Genomic DNA, 20,892 nt, shown 5'->3' on the forward strand with positions numbered 1-20,892 from the left:
CATCAGCACAGTGATCTGGTGTGACCTGTTCGACGTGCTATAGACTGGTCATGATCGAAACCATATTTGCCGGCGCGACGGTGAGCATCAGCGACCTGAAGAAGAACCCCTCCGGCGTCATCGAGGCTGCGGGCGGGTTTCCAGTGGCTGTGCTCAATCGGAATACGCCCGCCGCGTATCTCGTGCCGGCAGCGGCGTGGGAGGAATTGATGGATCGGTTGGAGGACGTCGAACTAGCAGACCTGGTGCGGGCGCGTGCCGACGAGGTGCCGGTCGCGGTGTCGCTTGGCGACCTATAGCCTCGCTTTCCTGCCAAGCGCGCTGCGGGAGTGGGAGAAGCTTGGCGCCAATGTTCGCGAGCAGTTCAAGGCGAAGCTGACCGAGCGGTTGGGCGAGCCACATATTGCGAGTGCGCGACTGAGTGGGATGGCCGGCTGCTACAAGATCAAGCTGAGGGCTGCGGGGTATCGACTTGTGTACCGGGTGGACGATGGCCTGGTGACGGTGATCGTCGTGGCGGTCGGGCGGCGGGACCGAAATCTGGTGTACAAGATCGCGGCTGGGCGGCTCGATTAGTCGTCGGCGTTGCGCCTGAAGCTTGTTTCCCCGCGAAGGCGGGGATCCAGACTGGGCTCCCGCCTTCGCGGGAGAACAAGGAAGAGGGTCAGGCCTTCTCGGCCGTGCGCTTATATTGGAGAATCCAGCCGACAAGGCCGCCGGGGACGCCGCCTACCAGCGAGAAGAGCGCGTAGAAGGTGATCGCTATTTTTTGCGGTTCTTCGCCCACACCGCGGCTTTCGATGCCGAAGACGTAGATCGCGGTCACTACCGCGACGACCGCCGGCCACAGGAAGCCGGCGATCATCGGTTGGAAACGCGTCAGGAGCCCCACCGCGACGGGCACGAGGAACCCGATCGCGATGATGGCCCAGGTCATTAGTATACCCGCTTCTTGGGCTTGATGTAGTCGATGTCGTCGGTGAGCGTGTAGTCGTGGACCGGGCGGAAATCGATCTTGGTCTCGCCGCCCTTGCCGCCCCAGCCGTTGAAGGTGGTGATGGTGTGCTTCATCCAGTTCGCGTCGTCGCGCTCGGGGAAATCCTCGTGCATGTGTGCGCCGCGCGATTCGGTGCGGTTGGCCGCCGAGTTCATCGTCACGACCGCCTGGCCGATCAGATTGTCGAGTTCCATCGTCTCGACCAGATCGGTGTTCCAGATCATGCTGCGATCCTTCACGGCGACGTCGGTCATCCGGCTGTAGATCCCGGCCATCTTCTCGACGCCCTGGTTCAGGAGCTCGGTGTCGCGGAACACGGCGCAATGCTTCTGCATGGTCTGCTGCATGTCGAGACGGATCTGCGCGGTCGGCGAACCGCCCGACGCATTGCGGAAATGGTCGAGACGCGTCAGCGCGAGGTCTTCCGACCCCTTGGGCAGCGGCGCGTGCGCCGTACCGGGCTTCAGCGTGTCCTTGATCCGCAGACCGGTCGCACGACCGAACACCACGAGATCGATCAGGCTGTTCGAGCCGAGCCGATTGGCACCGTGGACCGAGACGCAAGCCGCTTCACCGACCGCGAACAGGCCGGGGACGACCGCGTCGGGGTTGCCGTCGACGAGGTTGACGACTTCGCCGTGGAAGTTGGTCGGGATGCCGCCCATGTTGTAGTGCACGGTCGGCGTGACGGGCAGCGGCTGACGCGTGAGATCGACGCCGGCAAAGACTTTCCCAGTTTCGGTGATACCCGGCAGGCGCTCGGCGAGCACCTTGGGATCGATGTGATCGAGATGCAGGAAGATGTGGTCGCCGTTCTTGCCGACGCCGCGGCCTTCGCGCATTTCGAGCGCCATCGAGCGGCTGACGACGTCGCGCGAGGCGAGGTCCTTTGCCGACGGGGCATAGCGCTCCATGAAGCGCTCGCCCTCGGAGTTGGTCAGGTAACCGCCCTCACCGCGTGCGCCCTCGGTGATGAGCACGCCCGCGCCGTAGATGCCGGTCGGGTGGAACTGGACGAACTCCATGTCCTGGAGCGGCAGGCCGGCGCGGAGCACCATCGCGTTGCCGTCGCCGGTGCAGGTGTGCGCCGAGGTCGCCGAGAAATAGACGCGGCCGTAGCCGCCGGTGGCGAGCACGGTCTGGTGGCTGCGGAAGCGGTGGATCGAGCCGTCCTCCATGCACAGCGCGATGACGCCGCGGCAGACGCCGTTTTCCATGATCAGGTCGAGCGCGAAATACTCGACGAAGAAGTCCGTGTTGTACTTCAGGCTCTGCTGATACAGCGCGTGGAGCATGGCGTGGCCGGTGCGGTCGGCGGCGGCGGCGGTGCGCTGGACCGGAGGCCCCTCGCCCATGTTCTGCATGTGGCCGCCGAACGGACGCTGATAGATCGTGCCGTTCTCGTTACGGCTGAACGGCATGCCGGCATGTTCGAGCTCGTAGACCGCCTGCGGGGCCTCGCGGCACAGATACTCGATCGCGTCCTGGTCGCCAAGCCAGTCAGAACCCTTGACGGTGTCGAACATGTGCCAGGTCCAGTGATCCGGCGAGTTGTTGCCGAGCGAGGCGGCGATGCCACCCTGGGCTGCGACGGTATGGCTGCGGGTCGGAAAGACCTTGGTGATGCACGCGGTCTTCAGGCCGCTCTCGGCGATGCCCATCGTGGCGCGCAGGCCGGAGCCGCCGGCACCGACGACGACCGCATCATAGGTATGATCGATGATCTTGTAGGCAGCTGACATTACGCGGGAGCTCCGGAGAAGGCGACCTTCAGGATCGCGAACAGGGCGATGCCGCCCAGCGTGAAGGTGAACAGGTTGAGGAGGATCATCGTCACGACACGGCTTTCGTCGTGCATGTAATCCTCGATCACGACCTGAAGACCGAGACGGAAGTGATAGAAGACCGACAGGATCAGCAGCGCCATCGGCACCGCGACCCAGGCCGATTGCAGCCACAGATGGACCGCGGCGTAATCATAGCCGGGCATCCGCGCGACCGAGATCATCAGCCAGAGCATGAGGAACAGGTTCGCACCCGCCGTCAGGCGCTGCTGCCACCAATGATGCGCGCCGTGCTTGGCGCTGCCGAGGCCGCGGACGCGACCGATTGCCGTACCCGAACCCATTACTTGATCCCCATGTAGAGCCAGAACACGACCGTCAGCGCGACGGACGCGACCATCGTCGCGAGCGCGCCCATCTTGTTCCGCTTCAGTTCGTAGCCCGCGCCGGTGTCGAGCACGAAGTGGCGGATGCCGGTCATCATGTGCTGGAACAGCGACAGCGTCAGCCCGACCGCGACGACATAGCCGAGGATGTTGAGCCGGCCCGTCTCGGTGGTGAACACGTCGACGAAGGTCGCATAGGCCTGATCGCCCGCGGCGATCGCCGCGAGCCACCAGACGAGCAGCAAGCTACCGACGGTCGCCATCCCGCTGCCGGTCACGCGGTGCAGGATCGAGACCAGCATGTGCGGGCCCCATTTATAGACCTGCAGATGGGGAGATAGCGGGCGTGCCGGATTGCGCGATGCCAAGGGCGGAGTCCTCGATCGTAAAAAAGATGGTTGCGCCGACCTATTAGACTCCGCGTGCTGCGATGCAACCCATTGGCCGCCCATCTGTAACCCAAGGCAATCGCGCGTTACCCGCGTCGAGGTCGTGCACGGTGGGCGAAGATTACCATCGATCCCTAACCAGCTCTTAAACAATAGGCGGTAGCGCTGGACGGGCAAAACCCGATTTCGGAGTCCACCGCCTTGACCAAAGACCTGCCGACGCTCGGCTCGATCGCCGCCACCGTCGACATCCCGGCGCGGCTGCGGGTGTTCGATTTCGATGGTTCGCTTGCAGTGGCGAGCCGCGAAGTGTGGGACGCACTCGAGCCCGAGATCGCGATCGTCTCGAAAGCCTATTGGGAGCAATGGCTTCGGTGCTTCGCGGACGAGCGTCTCTGGGCGCCGAGCGAGACCGAAAAGATGATCGAGATCGGCTGCACGTTCCTGAGAAACCGGTTTCTGGATACCGCGGGCCGGGCCTGGATCGAATCGGTCGAGCGGTCGGTCGCCGCGGCCTATGCGGCGGACGTATCGCCGATGGCGCTGCTGTCGATGATCAGCGCGAGCGACCGGGCCGCGCTCGACGTGCTGATGCGCCGCGTCGACCGCGAGGGCGTCAAGCTGCCGCGCTACATCGACACGCTGATGCGACTGTCCGCGCTGGAGGGCGAGATCACCGTCGCGATCTACAACAATTACCGTGCGCACTCCGCACAGGTCGGTCGCGATACGCTGGCGGCGGAATTCCGCGACGGCATCGCGGCGATGGTCGAGACCGCGACCAACGAGGGGCATACGTTGCGCGAACAGGCGGTCCGAAGCTCGGCATCGACTCGCGCGGTGCTGGGCAAGGCGAGCGAAGTCGCCGCGGCCGCCGAGCAATCCGCCGTGGCGATGCGCGAGGCGGCGCAGACCGCCGCCGGGCTGATCCGGGCGATCGAGGATGCGCGGACCGAGGTGGAAGCCGCAGCAGAGATCGCCAATCGGGCGTCGGTACAGGCGGGTGAAGCCGTCGGCATGTCGGAGGCGCTGAGCGATCATGCGAAGTCGATCGAATCAATCCTCAGCCTGATCCGCGATATCGCCGGTCAGACGAACCTGCTGGCGCTGAACGCGACGATCGAGGCGGCGCGCGCAGGCGACGCGGGCCGCGGGTTCGCCGTCGTCGCGCAGGAGGTGAAGAGTCTGGCCAACCAGACCGCGCGCGCGACCGACGACATCGCCGCCAAGATCGCCGCGATCCAGTCCGCCACCCGCGGCACGGTCGAGACCAATGCCAGCATCAAGGCGACCGTCACCGAAGTCCAGGAATCGGCCGATCGCATTCGCTACGCGATGGAGGCGCAGGCGCAGACCGTGACGGCGATCACCGCCGCGGTCGACGAAACCGCGCTTGCCGCCGATTCGATGTCGACGACGATCGCCGCGATCCGCGAGGATACCGAAACCGTCGCGAGCGAGATCGACGGCGTCGGCCGCGGCTTCGACGTGCTCGATGGACGGCTGAGCAATCTGAAGAACAGCGCCGGCGATTTCGTCGCCAAAGTCGCTGCATAACGAGCCTTGGGAGAGGTCATGACTGCGGATACCGCGCTGGCGACGCCAATGCGTTCGGCCAGATCGCTGCGCGAGCGCGTCGGCGACTATGATTGGGACGGGCTGATCGCGCCGGCCTGCGCCACGCTCAGCGCGTTGCTCGACGAGGACGATCACCGGCGGATCGGCGAGATGTTCTGGCGGCATTATCTGTCGCTCGACGCGGTGCGCCATATCGCAGCCCAGATCACGCCCGACCGGCTCGAACGGCGGATCGCCCAGAGCGCGGTCTATGCGCGGATGCGGTACCTGTCGCCGTATGACGAGGCGTGCGAGGCGATGGCGATCGACCATGCGGAGAGTTCGCGCCAGTCGGGTATCCCCCTGCCCGCGCTGCTGTCGGCCGCCGCTTTTGCCCATAGCGCGACGCTGAACCTGGTCGTCGACCGCCTCGGCACCGACACCGCGACGATGCGGATCGTGGCGGATGCGGTACAGCGGCTCGCGCTGATCGAGGCGGACATCATGGCCTCGTATCTCGGCGCGACCGACACCGAGGCGGCACGCGCCGAACGGGGCACGCGGGCATCCGACTTTCGCAAGCGCATCGCCGCGTCAATCGAGGACACCGCCGCTCTGGGCGCGCGAATCCGCGTGCAGGCGGCGGCGGCATCGTCCTCGACACGCGGCGTCCTGAGCAAGGCGAGCGAGGTCGCCGCGGCCGCGGAACAATCGGCCCTGGCGATGCGCGAGGCGGCGCAGACCGCCGCCGGGCTGATCCGGGCGATCGAGGATGCGCGGACCGAAGTGGAGGCCGCGGCAGAGATCGCGACCCGCGCCTCGGCGCAGGCGGGCGAAGCGGTCGGCATGTCTGAGACCCTGAGCGAGCATGCGAAGTCGATCGAATCGATCCTCGGGTTGATCCGCAGCATCGCCGGGCAGACCAACCTGCTGGCGCTCAACGCGACGATCGAGGCGGCACGAGCGGGCGATGCCGGGCGCGGCTTCGCGGTGGTGGCGCAGGAGGTGAAATCGCTGGCCAACCAGACCGCGCGCGCGACCGATGACATTGCCGGCAAGATCGCCGCGATCCAGGCGGCGACACGCTCGACCGTCGTGACCAACGCCTCGATCAAGTCGACGGTCGCGGAGGTCCAGGAGAGCGCCGACCGGATCAGGTTTGCGATGTACGCGCAGGCGCAGACCGTCACCGCGATCACTGCAGCGGTCGACGAGACGGCGCTGGCGGCGGACGCGATGTCGACGACGATCGCCGCGATCCGCCAGGATACCGAAGGGGTGGCGGTCGAGATCGATCAGCTTGGGCACGGCTTTTGCGCGGTGGACGACAAGCTGGGTGTGCTGCGCGGCGCGGCGGACGGGTTTTCGGCGAGCGTGGCTTGAGGACGGCGTCCTTCTATCAGGGGCGCGATCGAAGAATTTCTCGCGCAGAGGCGCAGAGGACGCAGAGACTTTCGCGGAACCGCAGGTTCTCAAAATCGCAGTATTGTCGCGCCCTCGCCTCAATGTGTACGCACTCTGCGTCCTCCGCGCCTCTGCGCGAACCCATTTCTCACTTGGTCTCAGGTGACGGCATCAGCCTGCGGCGCTAGAGCGCTGGCATGACTATTCTTCTTACCGGCTCCAGCCGCGGTATCGGCGCGGCTATTTATGCGGCCCTGACCAGCGCGGGCGCTTCCGTCATCGGGCATGGGACCGCCAGCGGTATTCCGGCCGATTTTAGCGATCCTGCGGGGCCGACTGCGTTGTGGAACGCGGCGCTGGAGCAAGCTGGCGGCGCGATCGATGTGCTCATCAACAATGCTGGCGTGTTCGAGGCGGCAGCGCTCGCCGATGACGACTGGACCGCGCAGTGGGAGCGGACGATGCGGATCAACCTGACCGCATCGGCGGAGCTGTGTCGGTTGGCGGTGCTGCATTGGCAGGCTCGGGGTGTCGGCGGGCGGATCGTCAATATCGCGAGCCGGGCGGCGTATCGCGGGGACTCGCCGGCGCACTGGCATTATGCCGCGTCGAAGGCTGGCATGGTGGCGATGACCAAGACCATTGCTCGAGGCTATGCTCGGGAGGGCATTCTGGCGTTTGCGGTGTGCCCGGGGTTCACGATGACCGGGATGGCGAAGCACTATCTGTCGAGCCGTGGCGGCGATGCGTTGCTGGCGGATATTCCGCTCGGGCGGGTCGCGGCGCCTGAAGAGATCGCGGCGGCGGCGAAGTTTTTGGCGTTGGAGGCGCCGGCCTCGATGACTGGGTCGGTGATCGACGTGAACGGGGCGAGCTATGTCCGATAGTTGGAAGCTCACCCTCCCCTGCACGCGGGCGGAGGCGGAGGCGATCGATGCGAGCGATGATCTGACGATCGATGGCGTGTTGATGACGACCGAGGAGATCGAGGACGACGTCGAATCGTGGCGGCTCGATGCGTATTTCGAGCATGAGCCGACGGCGGATACGGTCGCGGCGGTGCGGGCGCTGGTGCCAAGTGCGGCGGGGGCTGAGATCGCGGTCGAGCGGTTGGATGATGCGGACTGGGTGACGATGAGCCAGGCTGGGCTCGAGCCTTTGTCGGTGGGGCGGTTCTTCGTGCATACCGGCGCGCATTCGGGCGCGGTGCCGGCGGACCAGCGGGCGTTTTTGATCGAGGCTAGCCGGGCGTTCGGGACGGGGCATCACGAGACGACCAGTGGGTGTCTGGCGATGCTCGACGGGTTGGCGGATGCATCGTTTGCGAACGTGATCGATATCGGGACTGGGACGGGATTGCTTGCGTTTGCGGCGGCGCATCTTTGGCCTGAGGCCAGTGTGATGGGGACGGATATCGATCCGGTCTCGATCGATGTGACGGCGGAGAATGCCGCGCTCAATGGGGTCGAGGGGATCGATCTGGTGGTCGCGGACGGTACGCTGGACGATGCGATCGTGGTTCGCGCTCCGTATGATCTGGTGATCGCGAATATTCTGGCGGGGCCGCTGGTGTCGATGGCGCCGGAGATCGCTTCGATTTCGGATGTGGGGGCTACGATCGTGCTGGCCGGGTTGCTGGAGACGCAGCGGGCCGGGGTGGTGGCTGCGTATGAGGCTTGCGGGTGTTCGCTCGAGGCGGTCGACCGGCGGGGGGATTGGAGTGTGCTTCGGTTGCGCGCTGGGGCGGTGCGGTTCGTGGCGGAGGGGCCGTTCGATCCTAAGGGGCGTGATGGGTGGGCGTTGGATATTTGAGCCTACGGTAAAAGATTGTTCCCCCGCGAAGGCGGGGGTCCAGTCTGGGCCCCCGCCTTCGCGGGGGAACAATCTTTTGGGGAGGGAGGCCTCACCCCACGCCTAACACCACCCCGGCGGAAGCCGGGGCCCAATTGGGATGGCGGTGCGGCTCTATTTTGGAGGTTCGCCCAATTGGGCCCCGGCCTTCGCCGGGGTGGTGCTTCTGGTTTAAGCGCTGAGTTTCGCGTTCGCGTACGCCTGCGTGCCCTCGGTGAGCACCACATCCCCCGGCTCGATCCGCGCGACGGGAATATCCGGGAGCGCCTTCAGCTCTTCGTACAGCGGCGCGAAGTCTGTCTCTACCGTCAGCCTCAGCAACTCCTCGAAGCTCGGGATGACGAAGTAATTCTGCTGGAAATCGTCGATCCGGTATTCGGTGCGCATAACCCGGGCGAGGTCGAGCGCGATCCGATTGGGGCTCGGATCGTCGAGCGCGAACCGCGTTTCCGCGTAGCTGGAGACGATCCCCGACCCATAGATGCGCAGGCCTTCGGGTTCTGCGATCAGGCCGAACTCGACCGTGTACCAGTAAAGCCGTCCCAGATACTTCAGCGCGTCGAGCCCCAGCGCGCGCTGGCCGCCGCGGCCGTAGGCGGCGAGGTAGTCGGCGAAGACCGGGTCGGCGAGCATCGGCACGTGGCCGAACACGTCGTGGAAGACGTCGGGTTCCTGGAGATAATCGAGCTGGTCGGGGCGGCGGATGAAGTTGCCGGCGACGAAGCGGCGATTGGCCATGTGGTCGAAGAACACGTCGTCGGGGACGAGGCCGGGCACCGCGACGACCGACCAGCCGGTGAGCTTGGTCAGGCGTTCGGAGAGCTCCTCGAAATCGGGGATGCCGGGCTTCGACAGCTTCAGCACGTCGAGCCCGCGCAGCCACGCGTTCGAGGCGCGGCCGGGGAGCAGCTTCGACTGGCGCGCGAAGAGCGTGTCCCAGGTCGCGTGATCCTCCGCGGTGTAATCCGCCCAGTTCTGCGGGATCGTCCAGTCGGGCGCGCCTTCGGGCGGGGTGCTCAGCACATGTGTGTCATTGGCCATGCGGCTGGTCTAGCATGACGGAATGAAGACGGAAACGCGTTGGGTTAAGTCGATTTTATGGGCGGTCGCGGCGGTGTTCGGGGTGGTCGCGAGCTATGCGGTAGCGGGGCTGGTTGGTGGGTCGATCCCGAGCAACCGCAACTGGCGGGCGCCGGCCGAGGGGGTTCATATCTTCGTCGAGAGCAACGGCGTGCATACCGGGATCATCGTGCCGAAGGTGGCGGCGGGGGTGGACTGGCGCGGGGTGGCTCGGGCGGAGGATCTGCGTGATCCGCGGTATGGCGCGTTCGATCATGTGGCGTTCGGGTGGGGGGAGAAGACGTTTTATCTCGAGACGCCGACGTGGGCGGACGTGAAGCTGCGCACCGTGGTTGCTTCGGCGGTCGGGAGTGATCGGACGTTGATGCATGTCGAGCATCTGCCGAGGCCGCGTGCGGGGGACGGGGCTCGGGAGATCGTGGTCACGCCGGCGCAGTATCGGCGGTTGGCGGCGTATATCCGGGCTAGCTTTCGCGATGGGGGTGCGCGGTATCGGGGGTATACCGGGTATGATGCGTTTTATGAGGCTAGCGGGCGGTATAGCGCGGTGCGGACGTGTAATGCTTGGACGGGGGATGCTCTGCGGTTTGCGGGGGTTCGGGTTGGTTGGTGGACGCCGTTTCCGGTTACTGTGATGGGGTGGTTTTGAGGAGTGTGCTCCCGAGAGTTTGTTCTCCCGCGAAGGCGGGAGTCCAGACTGGGCTCCGGCCTTCGCGGGAGAACAAGGAAGCGGGATGCGGTATCAGTTTTAGCCCCCCCGGCGGAGGCCGGGGTCCAATTGGGGAACGTTGCTGATTGAGTGCAGCGCGTAGTTACCTCCGTTCGCCCAATTGGGCCCCGGCCTTCGCCGGGGGGGTATTAGGGAAGCGGGGTGGTGGTGGTACTGGAGGGAAGACGACGCGCTAGGTCGGTCAGTTCCCGGTGCGGTAGTCCTGGTATTGGCCGCATTCCGACCGCTGCGGGTCGCGCTTGCAGCGCTTCACCAGTTCCTTGCGCTGCTTGCCCTCTTCGGCTTCCTGTTTGCGCATCTTCTTGCCGTAGTTGCGGTCCGATTCTTCCTGGCTGGTGGTGGTCCAGTCGACCGCCTTGCCGGCGACCTGGAACGGTGCCTTCACGATCGAGGTTGCTGTGCTGATGCAGCCACTTACGAGGAACGGCAGCACCGCGAGTACGGGAAGAACCTTACGCATTTACTTTACTCCTGCACGCACGGTTCCATGGGCTCGGTCGCGCGCTTGTGCCCCGTATAGCGGAAAGTCGGTGAAGAAACCGTCGATACCTTGTGCAAGGCCGGCGTCGATCTCGGCGGCGATGTCGCCGTGGGCTGCGGGGTCGGTGCCGCGGCGGAAGCGGGTCGGTTCGAAATAGTTTTCCGCGCGGTAGGTCCAGGGGTGGACGCGTAGACCCGCCGCGTGCGCTTCGGCGACCAGCGTCGTCGGGGTCGCGTCGGTCCAGAGCATGCTCTTGTTCGGGCCGATGCCGTAGGCATAGGCGGCGACCGCCTTGAGACCCTCGGGCGCGATCATCGCCTTGTAGCTCGGCTGCGCGCCGTCGGCGGGACCACCCTCCCCGTCCATGAGCTGGATCAGGCGGACTTTGGTCATCTTGTGGAGGCGCTGGAGGTTGGCGACCTCGAACGACTGGATGAACACCGGCGCTTTGGCCGAATCCCAACCGGCCTCGCGCAGTTCGGCGACCAGTTTCGCGTCGAGCGGGTGGCCGATCTTGGCGAAATAGGTCGGATGCTTGGTCTCGGGATAGATGCCGATCGTCCGGCCCGTCTCGATCGTGCGGCGCTTGGCGAGCGCGATGATCTCGGCGAGCGTCGGGATTGCGAATTGGCCGTCATAGGTGGTGTTCGCGGGGCGAAGCTTTGGCAGGCGTTCCTTCGCGCGCAGCGTCTTCAGTTCGGCGAGCGTGAAGTCCTCGACGAACCAGCCGGTCATCGTCTGGCCGTCGATCGTCTTGGTGGTTTTCCGGCCTGCGAACTCGGGGTGGTCGGCGACGTTGGTCGTCTCGGCGATGTTGTTCTCGTGGCGCGCGACGAGGACGTCGTCCTTGGTTGGCACCAGATCGGGCTCGATGAAGTCCGCGCCCTGGTCGATCGCCAGCGAGTACGCCGCCAGCGTGTGCTCGGGGCGGAGACCGCTCGCGCCGCGGTGCGCGATCACGATTGGGGGCGACAATCGGGGAGAAGCTGGCGTCATCGCAACAGTTTGCCCGCTCAGCGCTATGAACGCCAGCGTACCAACACGTGAGAGCTTGTCGCAATAGGAAACGATCGGTCGCATCGGCGTTAAGTCCTCGAAATCCGTACATTCCCGGCACATTCAACCAGGGGCACCGCCATGCATTTCACGATCAATGGTCAATCATATGACGCCGAGCCCGATATTCGTACGTCGGTGCTCGACCTGTGCCGCGAGCATCTCGGGCTGACGGGGTCGAAGAAGGGCTGCGATCATGGCCAGTGCGGTGCGTGCACGGTGCTGATCAACGGGCGTCGCGTCAATTCCTGCCTGACGCTCGCGGTGATGCACCAGGACGACGAGATCACGACGATCGAGGGCATCGGCCAGCCGGGCAACCTTCACGCGTTGCAGGACGCGTTCGTGCGGAATGACGGGTATCAGTGCGGCTATTGCACGCCGGGGCAGATCTGTTCGGCGGTCGGCATGCTCGACGAGGTCAAGAAGGGCTGGGCCAGCTATGCGTCGGGCGACCTGACCGATCCGAAGTTCGACGATGCCGAGATTTCCGAGCGCATGAGCGGCAACCTGTGCCGCTGCGCCGCCTATCCCAACATCGTCGATGCGATCCGCGAAGTCGGTGGTGCCGAGCCCGCAGGCCGGACCGCGGACGAGAAGGACGCCGCGATGGAAGCCAACGCGCGTGGGGAGCTGGTGGCATGAAGACCTTCACGTACGAGAAGCCCGCGACGCCCGAGGCTGCGGTCAAGGATATCGATACCGTTGGTGCGAAGTTCATCGCGGGCGGCACCAATCTGCTCGACCTCATGAAGTTGCAGGTCGAGACGCCGGACAAGCTGGTCGACATCTCGCGGCTCGATCTCGCGAAGATCGAGGAGCGCGAGGATGGCGGGCTGACGATCGGTGCGCTGGTGCCGAACAGCGATCTCGCCGCCGATCGTCGTGTCGTCGCCAAATACGAGGTGCTGAGCCGCGCGTTGCTCGCCGGTGCGTCGGGGCAGTTGCGCAATAAGGCGTCGACCGGGGGCAATCTGCTCCAGCGGACGCGGTGCTATTATTTCTACGACACTGCGGCGGCGTGCAACAAGCGCGAGCCCGGTAGCGGCTGTTCGGCAATCGGCGGCTTCAACCGCATCCTCGCCGTGCTGGGGACGAGCGAGCATTGCATCGCGACGCATCCGAGCGACATGGCGGTGGCGATGCGTGCGCTCGACGCGACGATCGTGACGCTGAAGGCGGATGGCGATCGTCGGCGGATCTCGATTCACGACTTCTATCGCCTGCCGGGCGACACGCCGCAGATCGAGAACGCGCTCGAAGCGGGTGAACTGATTACGCACATCGAGCTGCCGGCACCGGTCAAGGGCAAGCAGGAATACCGCAAGGTCCGCGATCGTGCGTCCTATGCGTTCGCGCTCGTATCGGTGGCGGCGATCGTCGATGTGCAGGACGGCGTGATCGCGTCGGCCTCGCTCGCGTTCGGCGGGCTCGGGCCGATGCCGTGGCGCAATCCGGCGGTCGAGGCGGCGCTGGTCGGCAAGGCGCCGTCCGATGCCGTGTTCGAGGCTGCGGCGACTGCATTGCTTGCCGACGCCAAGGGCTATGGCTCGAACGACTTCAAGATCCCCCTCGCCCGTCGCACGCTGATCGCGACACTGCGCAACGTCACGGGAGCATAAGCATGTTTGGTCTTGGCACTACGAATAGCCTGACGATGGACAAGCCGCATCCGGACAGTCTTCTGGATACGGGCGTGCAGGGCGTCATCGGCAAGCCGCTCGACCGAATTGACGGTCCGCTGAAGGTTACGGGCACGGCGACCTATGCTGCGGAATACCAGTTCGCCAACATGGCGTATGGCGTACTAGTCGGCACGAAGATCTCGGCGGGCAAGGTCGTCTCGATCGACGTCGATGCGGTCAAGGCGATCCCCGGCGTGATCGACGTCGTCACCGATTTCGACCAGTTCATCCGCGTCTCGGCGCAGGGCGGCGCGACCGATGCACCGACGCAGGGCGTGAAGGACATCGCGTTCTTCGGCCAGATCGTCGCGATCGTGCTCGCCGAGAGCTTCGAGGTCGCGCGCGATGCGGCGGCGCGCCTGCCGATCGAGTATGACGAGGCCGAGGGTCAGTACGACTTCGCCGCGCACCGCGACGAGACGCGGACGCCGCCGGACGATGCGACGCCTGCACACTTCAAGCAGGGCGACGTCGACAAGGCGATGGCCGAGGCGGCGGTGACGATCGATTCGACCTATGTCACGCCGAGCCAGAACTCCGCGGCGATGGAGCCGCATGCCTCGACCGCGGTATGGGAAGAGGACGGTTCGCTGTCGCTATACGGCGCGTACCAGATGCCGACCTCGGATGCGCAGCAGCTGGCGAAGTCGCTGGGGCTGTCCGAGAAGAAGGTGCGGATCATCGCGCGCTATATCGGCGGCGGGTTCGGGTCGAAGCTCGGCATCGCGCCGGAGAGCGTCGCGGCGGCGATCGCGGCGAAGCAGCTCGGCCGTCCGGTCAAGGCGGTGATGTCGCGGCCGCAGGTGTTCGAGGCGACCGTGCGGCGGTCGAATACCGAGCAGCGCGTGCGGCTGGCGGCGGATGCCGACGGCAAGTTGCTGGCGATCGGTCACGAGACGCTGACCTCGAACCAGCCGACCGAGGATTATTTCGAGCCGGCCGGGATCGGCACGCACCTGCTGTACGGCGGTGAGAACCGGCTGATCACGCATGAGGTGGTCGATGTGAACTTCGTGCTGTCGGGCTCGATGCGTGCGCCGGGCGAGGCCGTCGGGATGCTCGCGCTGGAGGGCGCGATGGACGAGCTGGCCGAGAAGCTCGAGATGGATCCGATCGAGCTGCGCAAGCGCAACGATCCGAAGATCGACCCCGAGAAGGACGTGCCTTATTCTTCGCGCAACCTGACGCGTGCGCTCGACGAGGGTGCGAAGAAGTTCGGGTGGGACAAGCGCCAGAAGGCCGGCACGCGGCGCGAGGGCGAGTGGCTGATCGGCATGGGCGTCGCCTCGGCGGTGCGCGGCAACATGATGATGGAATCGTCCGCCAAGGTCGAGATCCATCCGGACGGCTCGGCGACGGTGTCGTCGGCGATGACCGATATCGGCACGGGCAGCTATACGATCCTGGCGCAGATCGCGTCGGAGATCCTAGGGATTCCGGTCGAGAACATCACGATGTCGCTGGGTGATACCAACGATCCTCCGGCCGCTGGTTCGGGCGGGTCGTGGGGCGCGGCGTCTTCGGGTACTGCCGTGTATCTGGCGTGCGAGATGCTGCGCGGAAAGCTGGCCAAGGCGGCTGGCGTCGACGAGGACGGCCTGACTCTGAAGGACGGCAAGGCGATCGGTGACAACCGCTCGACGCCGATCGGCGAGCTTGTTGGGACGGGTCTCGAGGCTACAGGGCACATTAAGCCGGGCAAGCAGGAGAAGGAGACGTCGCAGGCCGGGTTCGGTGCGCATTTCGCGGAGGTCGCGGTCAACGTGATCACCGGCGAGACGCGGGTGCGGCGGATGCTCGGGTCGTTCGCGGCGGGGCGCGTGCTCAACGCGAAGACCGCGCGGTCGCAGTGCCTTGGCGGGATGACCTTCGGGATCGGCACCGCGCTAACCGAGGACCTCGTCCACGACACGCGGACCGGCAAGCTGGTGAACCACGATCTCGGCGAATATCACGTGCCGGCCAATGCGGACGTGCCGCAGATGGACGTCCACTTCGTCGACGAGCGCGATATCCATGCGAACCCGATCCACGCGAAGGGGATCGGCGAGCTGGGGATTTCTGGCGCTGGTGCAGCCGTGGCCAACGCGGTGTATAATGCGACGGGGATCAGGGTGCGCGAGTTCCCGATTACGCTGGACAAGCTGCTGGACCAGTTGCCGGCAGTTTGAGGGCTCGCCTCAAGTAGAGATACCGCTCAAATAGTTACTTCCCCGGGCGGAGGCCAGGGCCCAATTGGGAAGGCTTTGATAACGGAGGATTGTCCGCCGTTACTCTCGTTCCCCAATTGGGCCCCGGCCTTCGCCGGGGTGGTGTTTTGGGGTTGGGCCGTGACCTCGTCAAACGCCCCCGGCCTACCCATATCCTTCCCTCCACCCGAGGACCGCAGAATGAACGAACACGTGATGGATGCGGCGTTTCGGCCGGGGGGTCTCGACCGCGCAAAGCAGGGCGTTCTCGGGCTTGGGCTCGATCGGATCGAGGGGCCGGCGAAGGTCACCGGCGTGGCGGACTATGCGTATGAGGGCACGCCCGATCGCATCGCCTATGCCGCGATCGTTGGCACGCCCGTCGGCAGCGGGCGCATTCTCGGCATCGACGTGAGCGCCGCCGAGGCGTTGCCCGGCGTCATTGCCGTCATCCATAACGATGCGCGCATGCCGGCCGGCGAGTCCAACTCGCGCGCGATGCCGCTGTTCGATACCGACGTCATTCTCCACCTTGGCCAGCCGGTCGCGATCGTTGTCGCTGAGGATCAGGCGATCGCACGCGACGCTGCGGCGCTGGTCGTGGTTCGCACCGAAGCGAGCAAGGATCGGTTCGACGTCCAGGCACAGCCGATCGATACCGCGCCGAAGATCGGCTTCCTGCCGCCGATCGACAATGGCGATCTCGACGCGGTGATGGCGGACGCGGCGGTGACGTTCGACCGCACCTACACGACGCCCGTGCATTTCCCCGCCGCGCTGGAACCGCATGCGACCACCGCGTGGTGGGAGGGCGACAAACTCACCGTGCGGTCGAGCAACCAGGTGATCGGCGGCGCGCGCAAGACGATCGCCAAGGCGCTGAAGATCGATGCGGACGAGGTGCGCGTGCTCGCGCCGTATGTCGGCGGCGGGTTCGGGGGTAAGACCGGTGTCGGTCCCGAGGCGATTCTCGCGGCGATCGCGGCGGAGGTCGTCGGGCGGCCGGTCAAGGTCGCCCTGCCCCGCCGGCAGACCGCCTATATGGTCCACCACCGCTCGCACACGACGCAGCGCATCCGGATCGCGGCCGACGCAAACGGCGTAATCCTCGGCATGGGGCATGAGAGCGTCGTCGCGCAGAACGATGATGGCGAATTTCTCGAGCCGGTGCCGTTCGGGACCTTGCCGCTGTACCGGGGCGACGCGCGGCGGTTCAAGACCGACCTGGTGCGGGTCGACCTGCCTGCGAGCGGTGCGGTGCGGGCGCCGGGCGAGGCGGTCGGGACGTTCGGCGTCGAGTGCGCGATGGACGAACTGGCCGAGCAGCTCGGGATCGATCCGATCGAACTGCGGCGGCGCAACGAGCCCGAGACCGATCCGGTGAGCGGCAAGCCGTTCTCCACCCGGCGGATGCTCGATTGCTACACGCAAGGGGCGGAGCGGTTCGGCTGGCCTGCGAGCGTGCCGGCGCCGGGATCGGTGCGCGACGGCGAATGGCTGGTCGGGATCGGCATGGCGGCGAGCCTGCGCGGCAACTTTACCGTCGAGGCGCAGGCGCGCGTGCGGCTGGAGGCGGATGGCCGCGCGACGGTCGAATGCGACATGACGGACATTGGTACTGGGACGTACACCATCCTCGCGCAGACCGCGGGCGAGATGCTCGGGCTGCCGGTGGCGGACGTGAACGTGCGGCTCGGCGATACCGACTTCCCGCCGAGCGCGGGGTCGGGCGGGTCGTTCGGCGCAGGCAGCGCGTGTTCGGCGGTGGTGCTGGCGTGCGAGGATATCCTTGGCGAACTGGCGTTGCGGATGAACGCCGCGCCCGAGGATCTGAGCCTGCACGATGGCTGCGTGAGTGCTGGTGGTCGGTCGGTGAAGCTGGCGGATCTGGTGCGCGGTGAGCCGATCGTGGCGATGGGTAAGACCGGGCCGGGGGCCGAGAGCAAGCGCACCAGCCAGGCTAGCCACGGCGCGCACTTCGTCGAGGTCGCGGTGAACGCGGTGACGGGCGAGACGCGGGTGCGGCGGATGCTGGGCGTGTTCGATGTCGGGCGGGTGCTCAATCGCAAGACCGCGACGAGCCAGATCACCGGCGGGATGGCCTGGGGAATCGCCTATGCGCTCAGCGAAGAGGGCATCGTCGACACGCGGACGGGGGCGTTCGTGAACCCGGATTTCGGCGAGTATCATGTCGCGGTGAATGCCGACATTCCGCAACTTGAAGTGCATTTTATCGAGGAGATCGACGATTCCGCGAACCCGGTCGGGGCGAAGGGCGTTGGCGAGCTTGGCATCTCTGGCGCGGGGGCTGCGGTGGCGAATGCCATCTACAACGCGACGGGGGTGAGGGTTCGGGACTTTCCGGTGACGCTCGACAAGCTGCTCGAAGGGTTGCCGGCCGTCTGATCCTCCCGGGCACGGGGAGGGGGACCGCGCCCCTTGGCGTGGTGGAGGGGGGCGACCCCAAAGCGTAACGTCTGCGGCTGGCCCCCTCCACCAGCTGCGCTGGTCCCCCTCCCCGCGTGCGGGGAGGATTAGAAAGAGAACGAGACATGGCCGAAAACGATAGCGTGCTCGCTGCTGCGAAGACCTGGAAGGGCGAGAAGATGGCGATCGCCACGGTCGTTTCGACCTGGGGATCCGCGCCGCGCCCCAAGGGGAGCCATATGCTCGTCCATGCCGATGGGCGGTTCGAGGGATCCGTCTCCGGCGGGTGCGTCGAGAGCGATATCCTCGCCACCGCCGCCGAGGTGATCGCCGGCGCGCCGTTCCAGGTGCGCAACTACGGCGTGGCGGATGCGGCGGCGTGGGAAGTCGGGCTGCCGTGCGGCGGCGAGATCGCGGTGATGGTGCAGCCGGTGTCCGCCGAGGGGTTCGATCCCGAGCTGTTCGACCGGATCGCCGATGCGCGCGACCAGGGCGATGCGCTGACGGTGACGACCGATCTCGCGACCGGGCACAGCGATGCGCGGCCGTTGGAGACGGGCGAGGTGTTCGTCAACCGCTACGATCCGCCACGCCGGCTGCTGATCGTCGGCGCGGTACAGATCGCGCAGGCGTTGGCGGGGCTGGCGCGCGAACTCGGGATCGAGACGGTGGTGATCGATCCGCGTGCGCGCTTCCTGACCGAGGAGCGGTTTCCGGGCGTGACGCTCGACGATCGCTGGCCGGACGAGGCGATCGCCGCACTCCGCCCCGGCCCGTCGACCGCGGTCGTCACGCTGAGCCACGACATCAAGATCGACGACCCGGCGCTGATCGCCGCGCTTGCGTCCGATGCTGCGTATGTCGGTGCGCTCGGCAGCCGCAAGAGTCATGCGGCGCGGCGCGAGCGGCTTGCCTCGGAAGGCGTTACGGCGGAGAACATCGACCGGATCGATGCGCCGGTCGGGCTCGACATCGGCGCGATCGGACCATCGGAAATCGCGCTGTCGGTCGCGGCGGCGATGATAGGAGCGTTCAATGATCGCCGCTGAAAACGTCTTCCTCATCCTCCTCGCGGCCGGGCGCTCGGAGCGGTTCGGCATCCCCAACAAGCTCGAGGTGCCGTTTCTCAACAAGCCACTCGGGATGCACGTCATCACCGCGTTCGAGAACATTCCGTTCAAGCGCCGGCTGGTGGTCACCGACGGCTGCAAGCTCGACTTCATCAGCCATCATTTCGAGGTGGTGCACAACGACGATCCGTCGTCGGGGATGTCGCAGTCGGTCAAGCTCGGCGTACAGTGCGCCAAGGACGAGGGTGCGGAGGCGGTGCTGATCGCGCTGGCGGACATGCCACGCGTGACCGCGGCGCATATCTACCGGATGCTCGATGCCGCCGACAGCGCGGACGCGGTGGTCGCGTCGAGCGATGGCGAGAAGCCGAGCCCCCCTGCCCTGTTCGGGCGCGAGCGGTTCGATTTCCTGCTGACGCTGGACGGCGATGCGGGCGCGCGCGATCTGGTGAAGGCGGGGCGGCACGTCGTGACCGCGCCCGCCGAGCTGATCGACATCGATACGCCCGAGGATCTGGACCGGCTGCAGGCGCTGGTCCGCGATCCCAAGGCGGCGATCACTCGTGCCTTAACGCGTCGATAGGGTTCATCGCCGCCGCGCGTCGTGCCGGGAAATAGCCGAAGACGACGCCGATCACTGCGGAGATCGCGAACGCGAAGATGTTGATCTCGGGCACGAACAGCCACTGAACCTTGATCAGCGGCGCGATGATCGCGATCGCCGCCTGCGCGACAATCAGACCGATGACGCCACCGAGGCACGACAGCGCGATCGCCTCGACGAGGAACTGCAACAGCACTTCTCGCGCGACTGCACCGATGGCCAAGCGTATGCCGATCTCGCGCGTGCGCTCGGTGACCGATACCAGCATGATGTTCATGATGCCGATCCCGCCGACCACCAGGCTGATCCCGGCGACCGCGGCGACGATGCCGGTGAGCAGGGTCGTCGTGCCGGTCAGCGTGTCCGAGATCTGCTTGGTATCGAAGATGTTGAAGTCGTCTTCCTTGCCCGCAGTGATCGTGCGGCGCTCACGCAGCAGGTCGGTGATCGAGGCCTGTACGGTCGAGGTCGAGAATTTCTGATCTACGCCGACGAGTATCAGGCGGATGTCCCGGCTGCCGGTGAAGCGGCGCTGGACCGCCTTGATCGGCATGATGACGACATCGTCCTGATCGCCGCCGAAGCCAGCCTGGCCGCGAGTCGAGAGGACACCGATCACGTCGCAACTGATCGCGCCGATCCGCATTCGCAGGCCGACCGCGTCTCCCCCGCGGAAGAGGTTGGTGCGGACCGTGTTGCCGATGATGCAGACGGCCTTCCCCGCGGCTTCCTCGATCGGTGAGAAGAGGCGGCCCGAATCGAGCGGCCAGGGCTGGACCTGAAAATAGGCCGAGGTGGTGCCGTTTATCGTGGTCGACCAGTTGGCGCCCTCGTAGATCGCGGTGGCGGTGGCTTGAGCCTGCGGCGCGACCGCGGTGACGCCGGCAATCTGGTTGGCGATCGCGTCGACGTCCTCGGGCTTGAAGTCGGGCGGACGCGGGCCCCCGCCGCCGCGGCCGAAGCCCTGGCCGGGACGGATTTGCAGGATGTTGGTGCCCAGTGCGGAGATCGACTGCTGCACCGCGGCGGTGGTCGCCTTGCCGAGCGTGACCATCGTCACGACCGCACCGACGCCGATGACGATGCCGAGGATGGTGAGGAACGACCGCAACAGGTGGCGGCGGATCGAGCGGAGCGCGAGGACGAGGGTTGTGCCGAACATTAGCGCGTCGCTCCGGTATCGAGGACGCAGTCTTGCTGCT

The 20,892-nt window shown here is 66.0% G+C and carries 21 protein-coding genes; 13 read left to right on the forward strand and 8 right to left on the reverse strand.

Annotated features, from left to right (window positions below; translation table 11 throughout):
• Positions 1 to 50: 50 nt before the first annotated feature.
• Together C8J45_RS15660 and C8J45_RS15665 are read left to right on the forward strand one after the other, a co-directional pair.
• Positions 51 to 299: a type II toxin-antitoxin system Phd/YefM family antitoxin gene (locus tag C8J45_RS15660; protein ID WP_107964063.1), complete on the forward strand. Its 249-nt coding sequence runs from the start codon at positions 51 to 53 to the stop codon at positions 297 to 299.
• Positions 286 to 576: a type II toxin-antitoxin system RelE/ParE family toxin gene (locus C8J45_RS15665; protein WP_107964064.1), complete on the forward strand. Its 291-nt coding sequence runs from the start codon at positions 286 to 288 to the stop codon at positions 574 to 576. Before C8J45_RS15660 ends, C8J45_RS15665 begins: the two co-directional genes overlap by 14 nt.
• An 88-nt stretch (positions 577 to 664) precedes the next feature.
• Here the strand turns inward: C8J45_RS15665 and C8J45_RS15670 are convergent, their stop codons facing one another.
• The 4 genes from C8J45_RS15670 to sdhC are packed head-to-tail and all read right to left on the reverse strand — an operon-like array spanning position 665 to position 3,535.
• Positions 665 to 937, reverse strand: coding sequence for a hypothetical protein (locus C8J45_RS15670; protein ID WP_107964065.1), 273 nt, complete (start codon positions 935 to 937; stop codon positions 665 to 667).
• Positions 937 to 2,739 (reverse strand): succinate dehydrogenase flavoprotein subunit, encoded by a 1,803-nt coding sequence (gene sdhA / locus C8J45_RS15675; RefSeq protein ID WP_056047438.1) that lies wholly within the window; start codon positions 2,737 to 2,739, stop codon positions 937 to 939. The genes C8J45_RS15670 and sdhA overlap by 1 nt, the downstream gene beginning before the upstream one ends.
• Complete coding sequence (gene sdhD / locus C8J45_RS15680) at positions 2,739 to 3,125, reverse strand: succinate dehydrogenase, hydrophobic membrane anchor protein (protein ID WP_060524023.1); 387 nt, start codon at positions 3,123 to 3,125, stop codon at positions 2,739 to 2,741. The genes sdhA and sdhD overlap by 1 nt, the downstream gene beginning before the upstream one ends.
• Positions 3,125 to 3,535, reverse strand: coding sequence for a succinate dehydrogenase, cytochrome b556 subunit (gene sdhC, locus C8J45_RS15685; RefSeq protein WP_060524021.1), 411 nt, complete (start codon positions 3,533 to 3,535; stop codon positions 3,125 to 3,127). Before sdhC ends, sdhD begins: the two co-directional genes overlap by 1 nt.
• A gap of 222 nt (positions 3,536 to 3,757) precedes the next feature.
• Here sdhC and C8J45_RS15690 point away from each other — a divergent pair, with 222 nt between their 5' ends.
• From C8J45_RS15690 to C8J45_RS15705, 4 genes are all read left to right on the forward strand, one after another.
• Entirely contained in the window at positions 3,758 to 5,113 is a 1,356-nt protein-coding gene (locus C8J45_RS15690; RefSeq protein WP_374956451.1) for a methyl-accepting chemotaxis protein, read from the forward strand.
• 18 nt (positions 5,114 to 5,131) lie between these two features.
• Entirely contained in the window at positions 5,132 to 6,496 is a 1,365-nt protein-coding gene (locus C8J45_RS15695; protein WP_258191491.1) for a methyl-accepting chemotaxis protein, read from the forward strand.
• 218 nt (positions 6,497 to 6,714) lie between these two features.
• Positions 6,715 to 7,404, forward strand: a complete 690-nt coding sequence (locus tag C8J45_RS15700; RefSeq protein WP_107964066.1) for an SDR family NAD(P)-dependent oxidoreductase — start codon at positions 6,715 to 6,717, stop codon at positions 7,402 to 7,404.
• The gene (locus tag C8J45_RS15705; RefSeq protein WP_107964067.1) at positions 7,394 to 8,329 is read left to right on the forward strand and encodes a 50S ribosomal protein L11 methyltransferase; all 936 of its coding nucleotides are present in this window, start codon (positions 7,394 to 7,396) and stop codon (positions 8,327 to 8,329) included. The genes C8J45_RS15700 and C8J45_RS15705 overlap by 11 nt, the downstream gene beginning before the upstream one ends.
• 210 nt (positions 8,330 to 8,539) lie before the next feature.
• On the opposite strand, the gene phhA is transcribed toward C8J45_RS15705, so the two are convergent.
• Positions 8,540 to 9,409: a phenylalanine 4-monooxygenase gene (gene phhA / locus C8J45_RS15710; protein WP_107964068.1), complete on the reverse strand. Its 870-nt coding sequence runs from the start codon at positions 9,407 to 9,409 to the stop codon at positions 8,540 to 8,542.
• A gap of 22 nt (positions 9,410 to 9,431) precedes the next feature.
• Here phhA and C8J45_RS15715 point away from each other — a divergent pair, with 22 nt between their 5' ends.
• Positions 9,432 to 10,097 (forward strand): TIGR02117 family protein, encoded by a 666-nt coding sequence (locus C8J45_RS15715; protein ID WP_107964069.1) that lies wholly within the window; start codon positions 9,432 to 9,434, stop codon positions 10,095 to 10,097.
• Between the two features lie 262 nt (positions 10,098 to 10,359).
• Here C8J45_RS15715 and C8J45_RS15720 read toward each other — a convergent pair whose 3' ends face one another.
• The gene (locus C8J45_RS15720; RefSeq protein ID WP_107964070.1) at positions 10,360 to 10,638 is read right to left on the reverse strand and encodes a hypothetical protein; all 279 of its coding nucleotides are present in this window, start codon (positions 10,636 to 10,638) and stop codon (positions 10,360 to 10,362) included.
• Positions 10,639 to 11,655 carry a glycerophosphodiester phosphodiesterase gene (locus tag C8J45_RS15725; RefSeq protein WP_107964134.1) on the reverse strand — a complete coding sequence of 339 codons (1,017 nt, stop codon included), beginning with the start codon at positions 11,653 to 11,655 and terminating at the stop codon, positions 10,639 to 10,641.
• A 141-nt stretch (positions 11,656 to 11,796) separates the two neighbouring features.
• Between C8J45_RS15725 and C8J45_RS15730 the strand changes: the two genes are divergently transcribed.
• From C8J45_RS15730 to C8J45_RS15755, 6 genes are all read left to right on the forward strand, one after another.
• Entirely contained in the window at positions 11,797 to 12,360 is a 564-nt protein-coding gene (locus C8J45_RS15730) for a 2Fe-2S iron-sulfur cluster-binding protein (RefSeq protein WP_107964071.1), read from the forward strand.
• The gene (locus C8J45_RS15735; protein WP_107964072.1) at positions 12,357 to 13,337 is read left to right on the forward strand and encodes a xanthine dehydrogenase family protein subunit M; all 981 of its coding nucleotides are present in this window, start codon (positions 12,357 to 12,359) and stop codon (positions 13,335 to 13,337) included. The genes C8J45_RS15730 and C8J45_RS15735 overlap by 4 nt, the downstream gene beginning before the upstream one ends.
• Before the next feature lie 2 nt (positions 13,338 to 13,339).
• A complete protein-coding gene (locus C8J45_RS15740; protein WP_107964073.1) occupies positions 13,340 to 15,571 on the forward strand; it encodes a xanthine dehydrogenase family protein molybdopterin-binding subunit in 2,232 nt (743 codons plus the stop codon).
• Between the two features lie 219 nt (positions 15,572 to 15,790).
• Positions 15,791 to 17,995, forward strand: a complete 2,205-nt coding sequence (locus C8J45_RS15745; protein ID WP_107964074.1) for a xanthine dehydrogenase family protein molybdopterin-binding subunit — start codon at positions 15,791 to 15,793, stop codon at positions 17,993 to 17,995.
• A gap of 146 nt (positions 17,996 to 18,141) precedes the next feature.
• Complete coding sequence (locus C8J45_RS15750; protein WP_107964075.1) at positions 18,142 to 19,065, forward strand: XdhC family protein; 924 nt, start codon at positions 18,142 to 18,144, stop codon at positions 19,063 to 19,065.
• Positions 19,052 to 19,669 carry a nucleotidyltransferase family protein gene (locus tag C8J45_RS15755; RefSeq protein WP_107964076.1) on the forward strand — a complete coding sequence of 206 codons (618 nt, stop codon included), beginning with the start codon at positions 19,052 to 19,054 and terminating at the stop codon, positions 19,667 to 19,669. The genes C8J45_RS15750 and C8J45_RS15755 overlap by 14 nt, the downstream gene beginning before the upstream one ends.
• Here the strand turns inward: C8J45_RS15755 and C8J45_RS15760 are convergent.
• The gene (locus C8J45_RS15760; protein ID WP_107964077.1) at positions 19,644 to 20,852 is read right to left on the reverse strand and encodes an ABC transporter permease; all 1,209 of its coding nucleotides are present in this window, start codon (positions 20,850 to 20,852) and stop codon (positions 19,644 to 19,646) included. The two genes, C8J45_RS15755 and C8J45_RS15760, sit on opposite strands and share 26 nt — an antisense overlap.
• Positions 20,853 to 20,892 lie beyond the last annotated feature (40 nt).

The organism is Sphingomonas sp. PP-CE-3G-477 (genome assembly GCF_003050745.1).
Taxonomy (GTDB): domain Bacteria; phylum Pseudomonadota; class Alphaproteobacteria; order Sphingomonadales; family Sphingomonadaceae; genus Sphingomonas.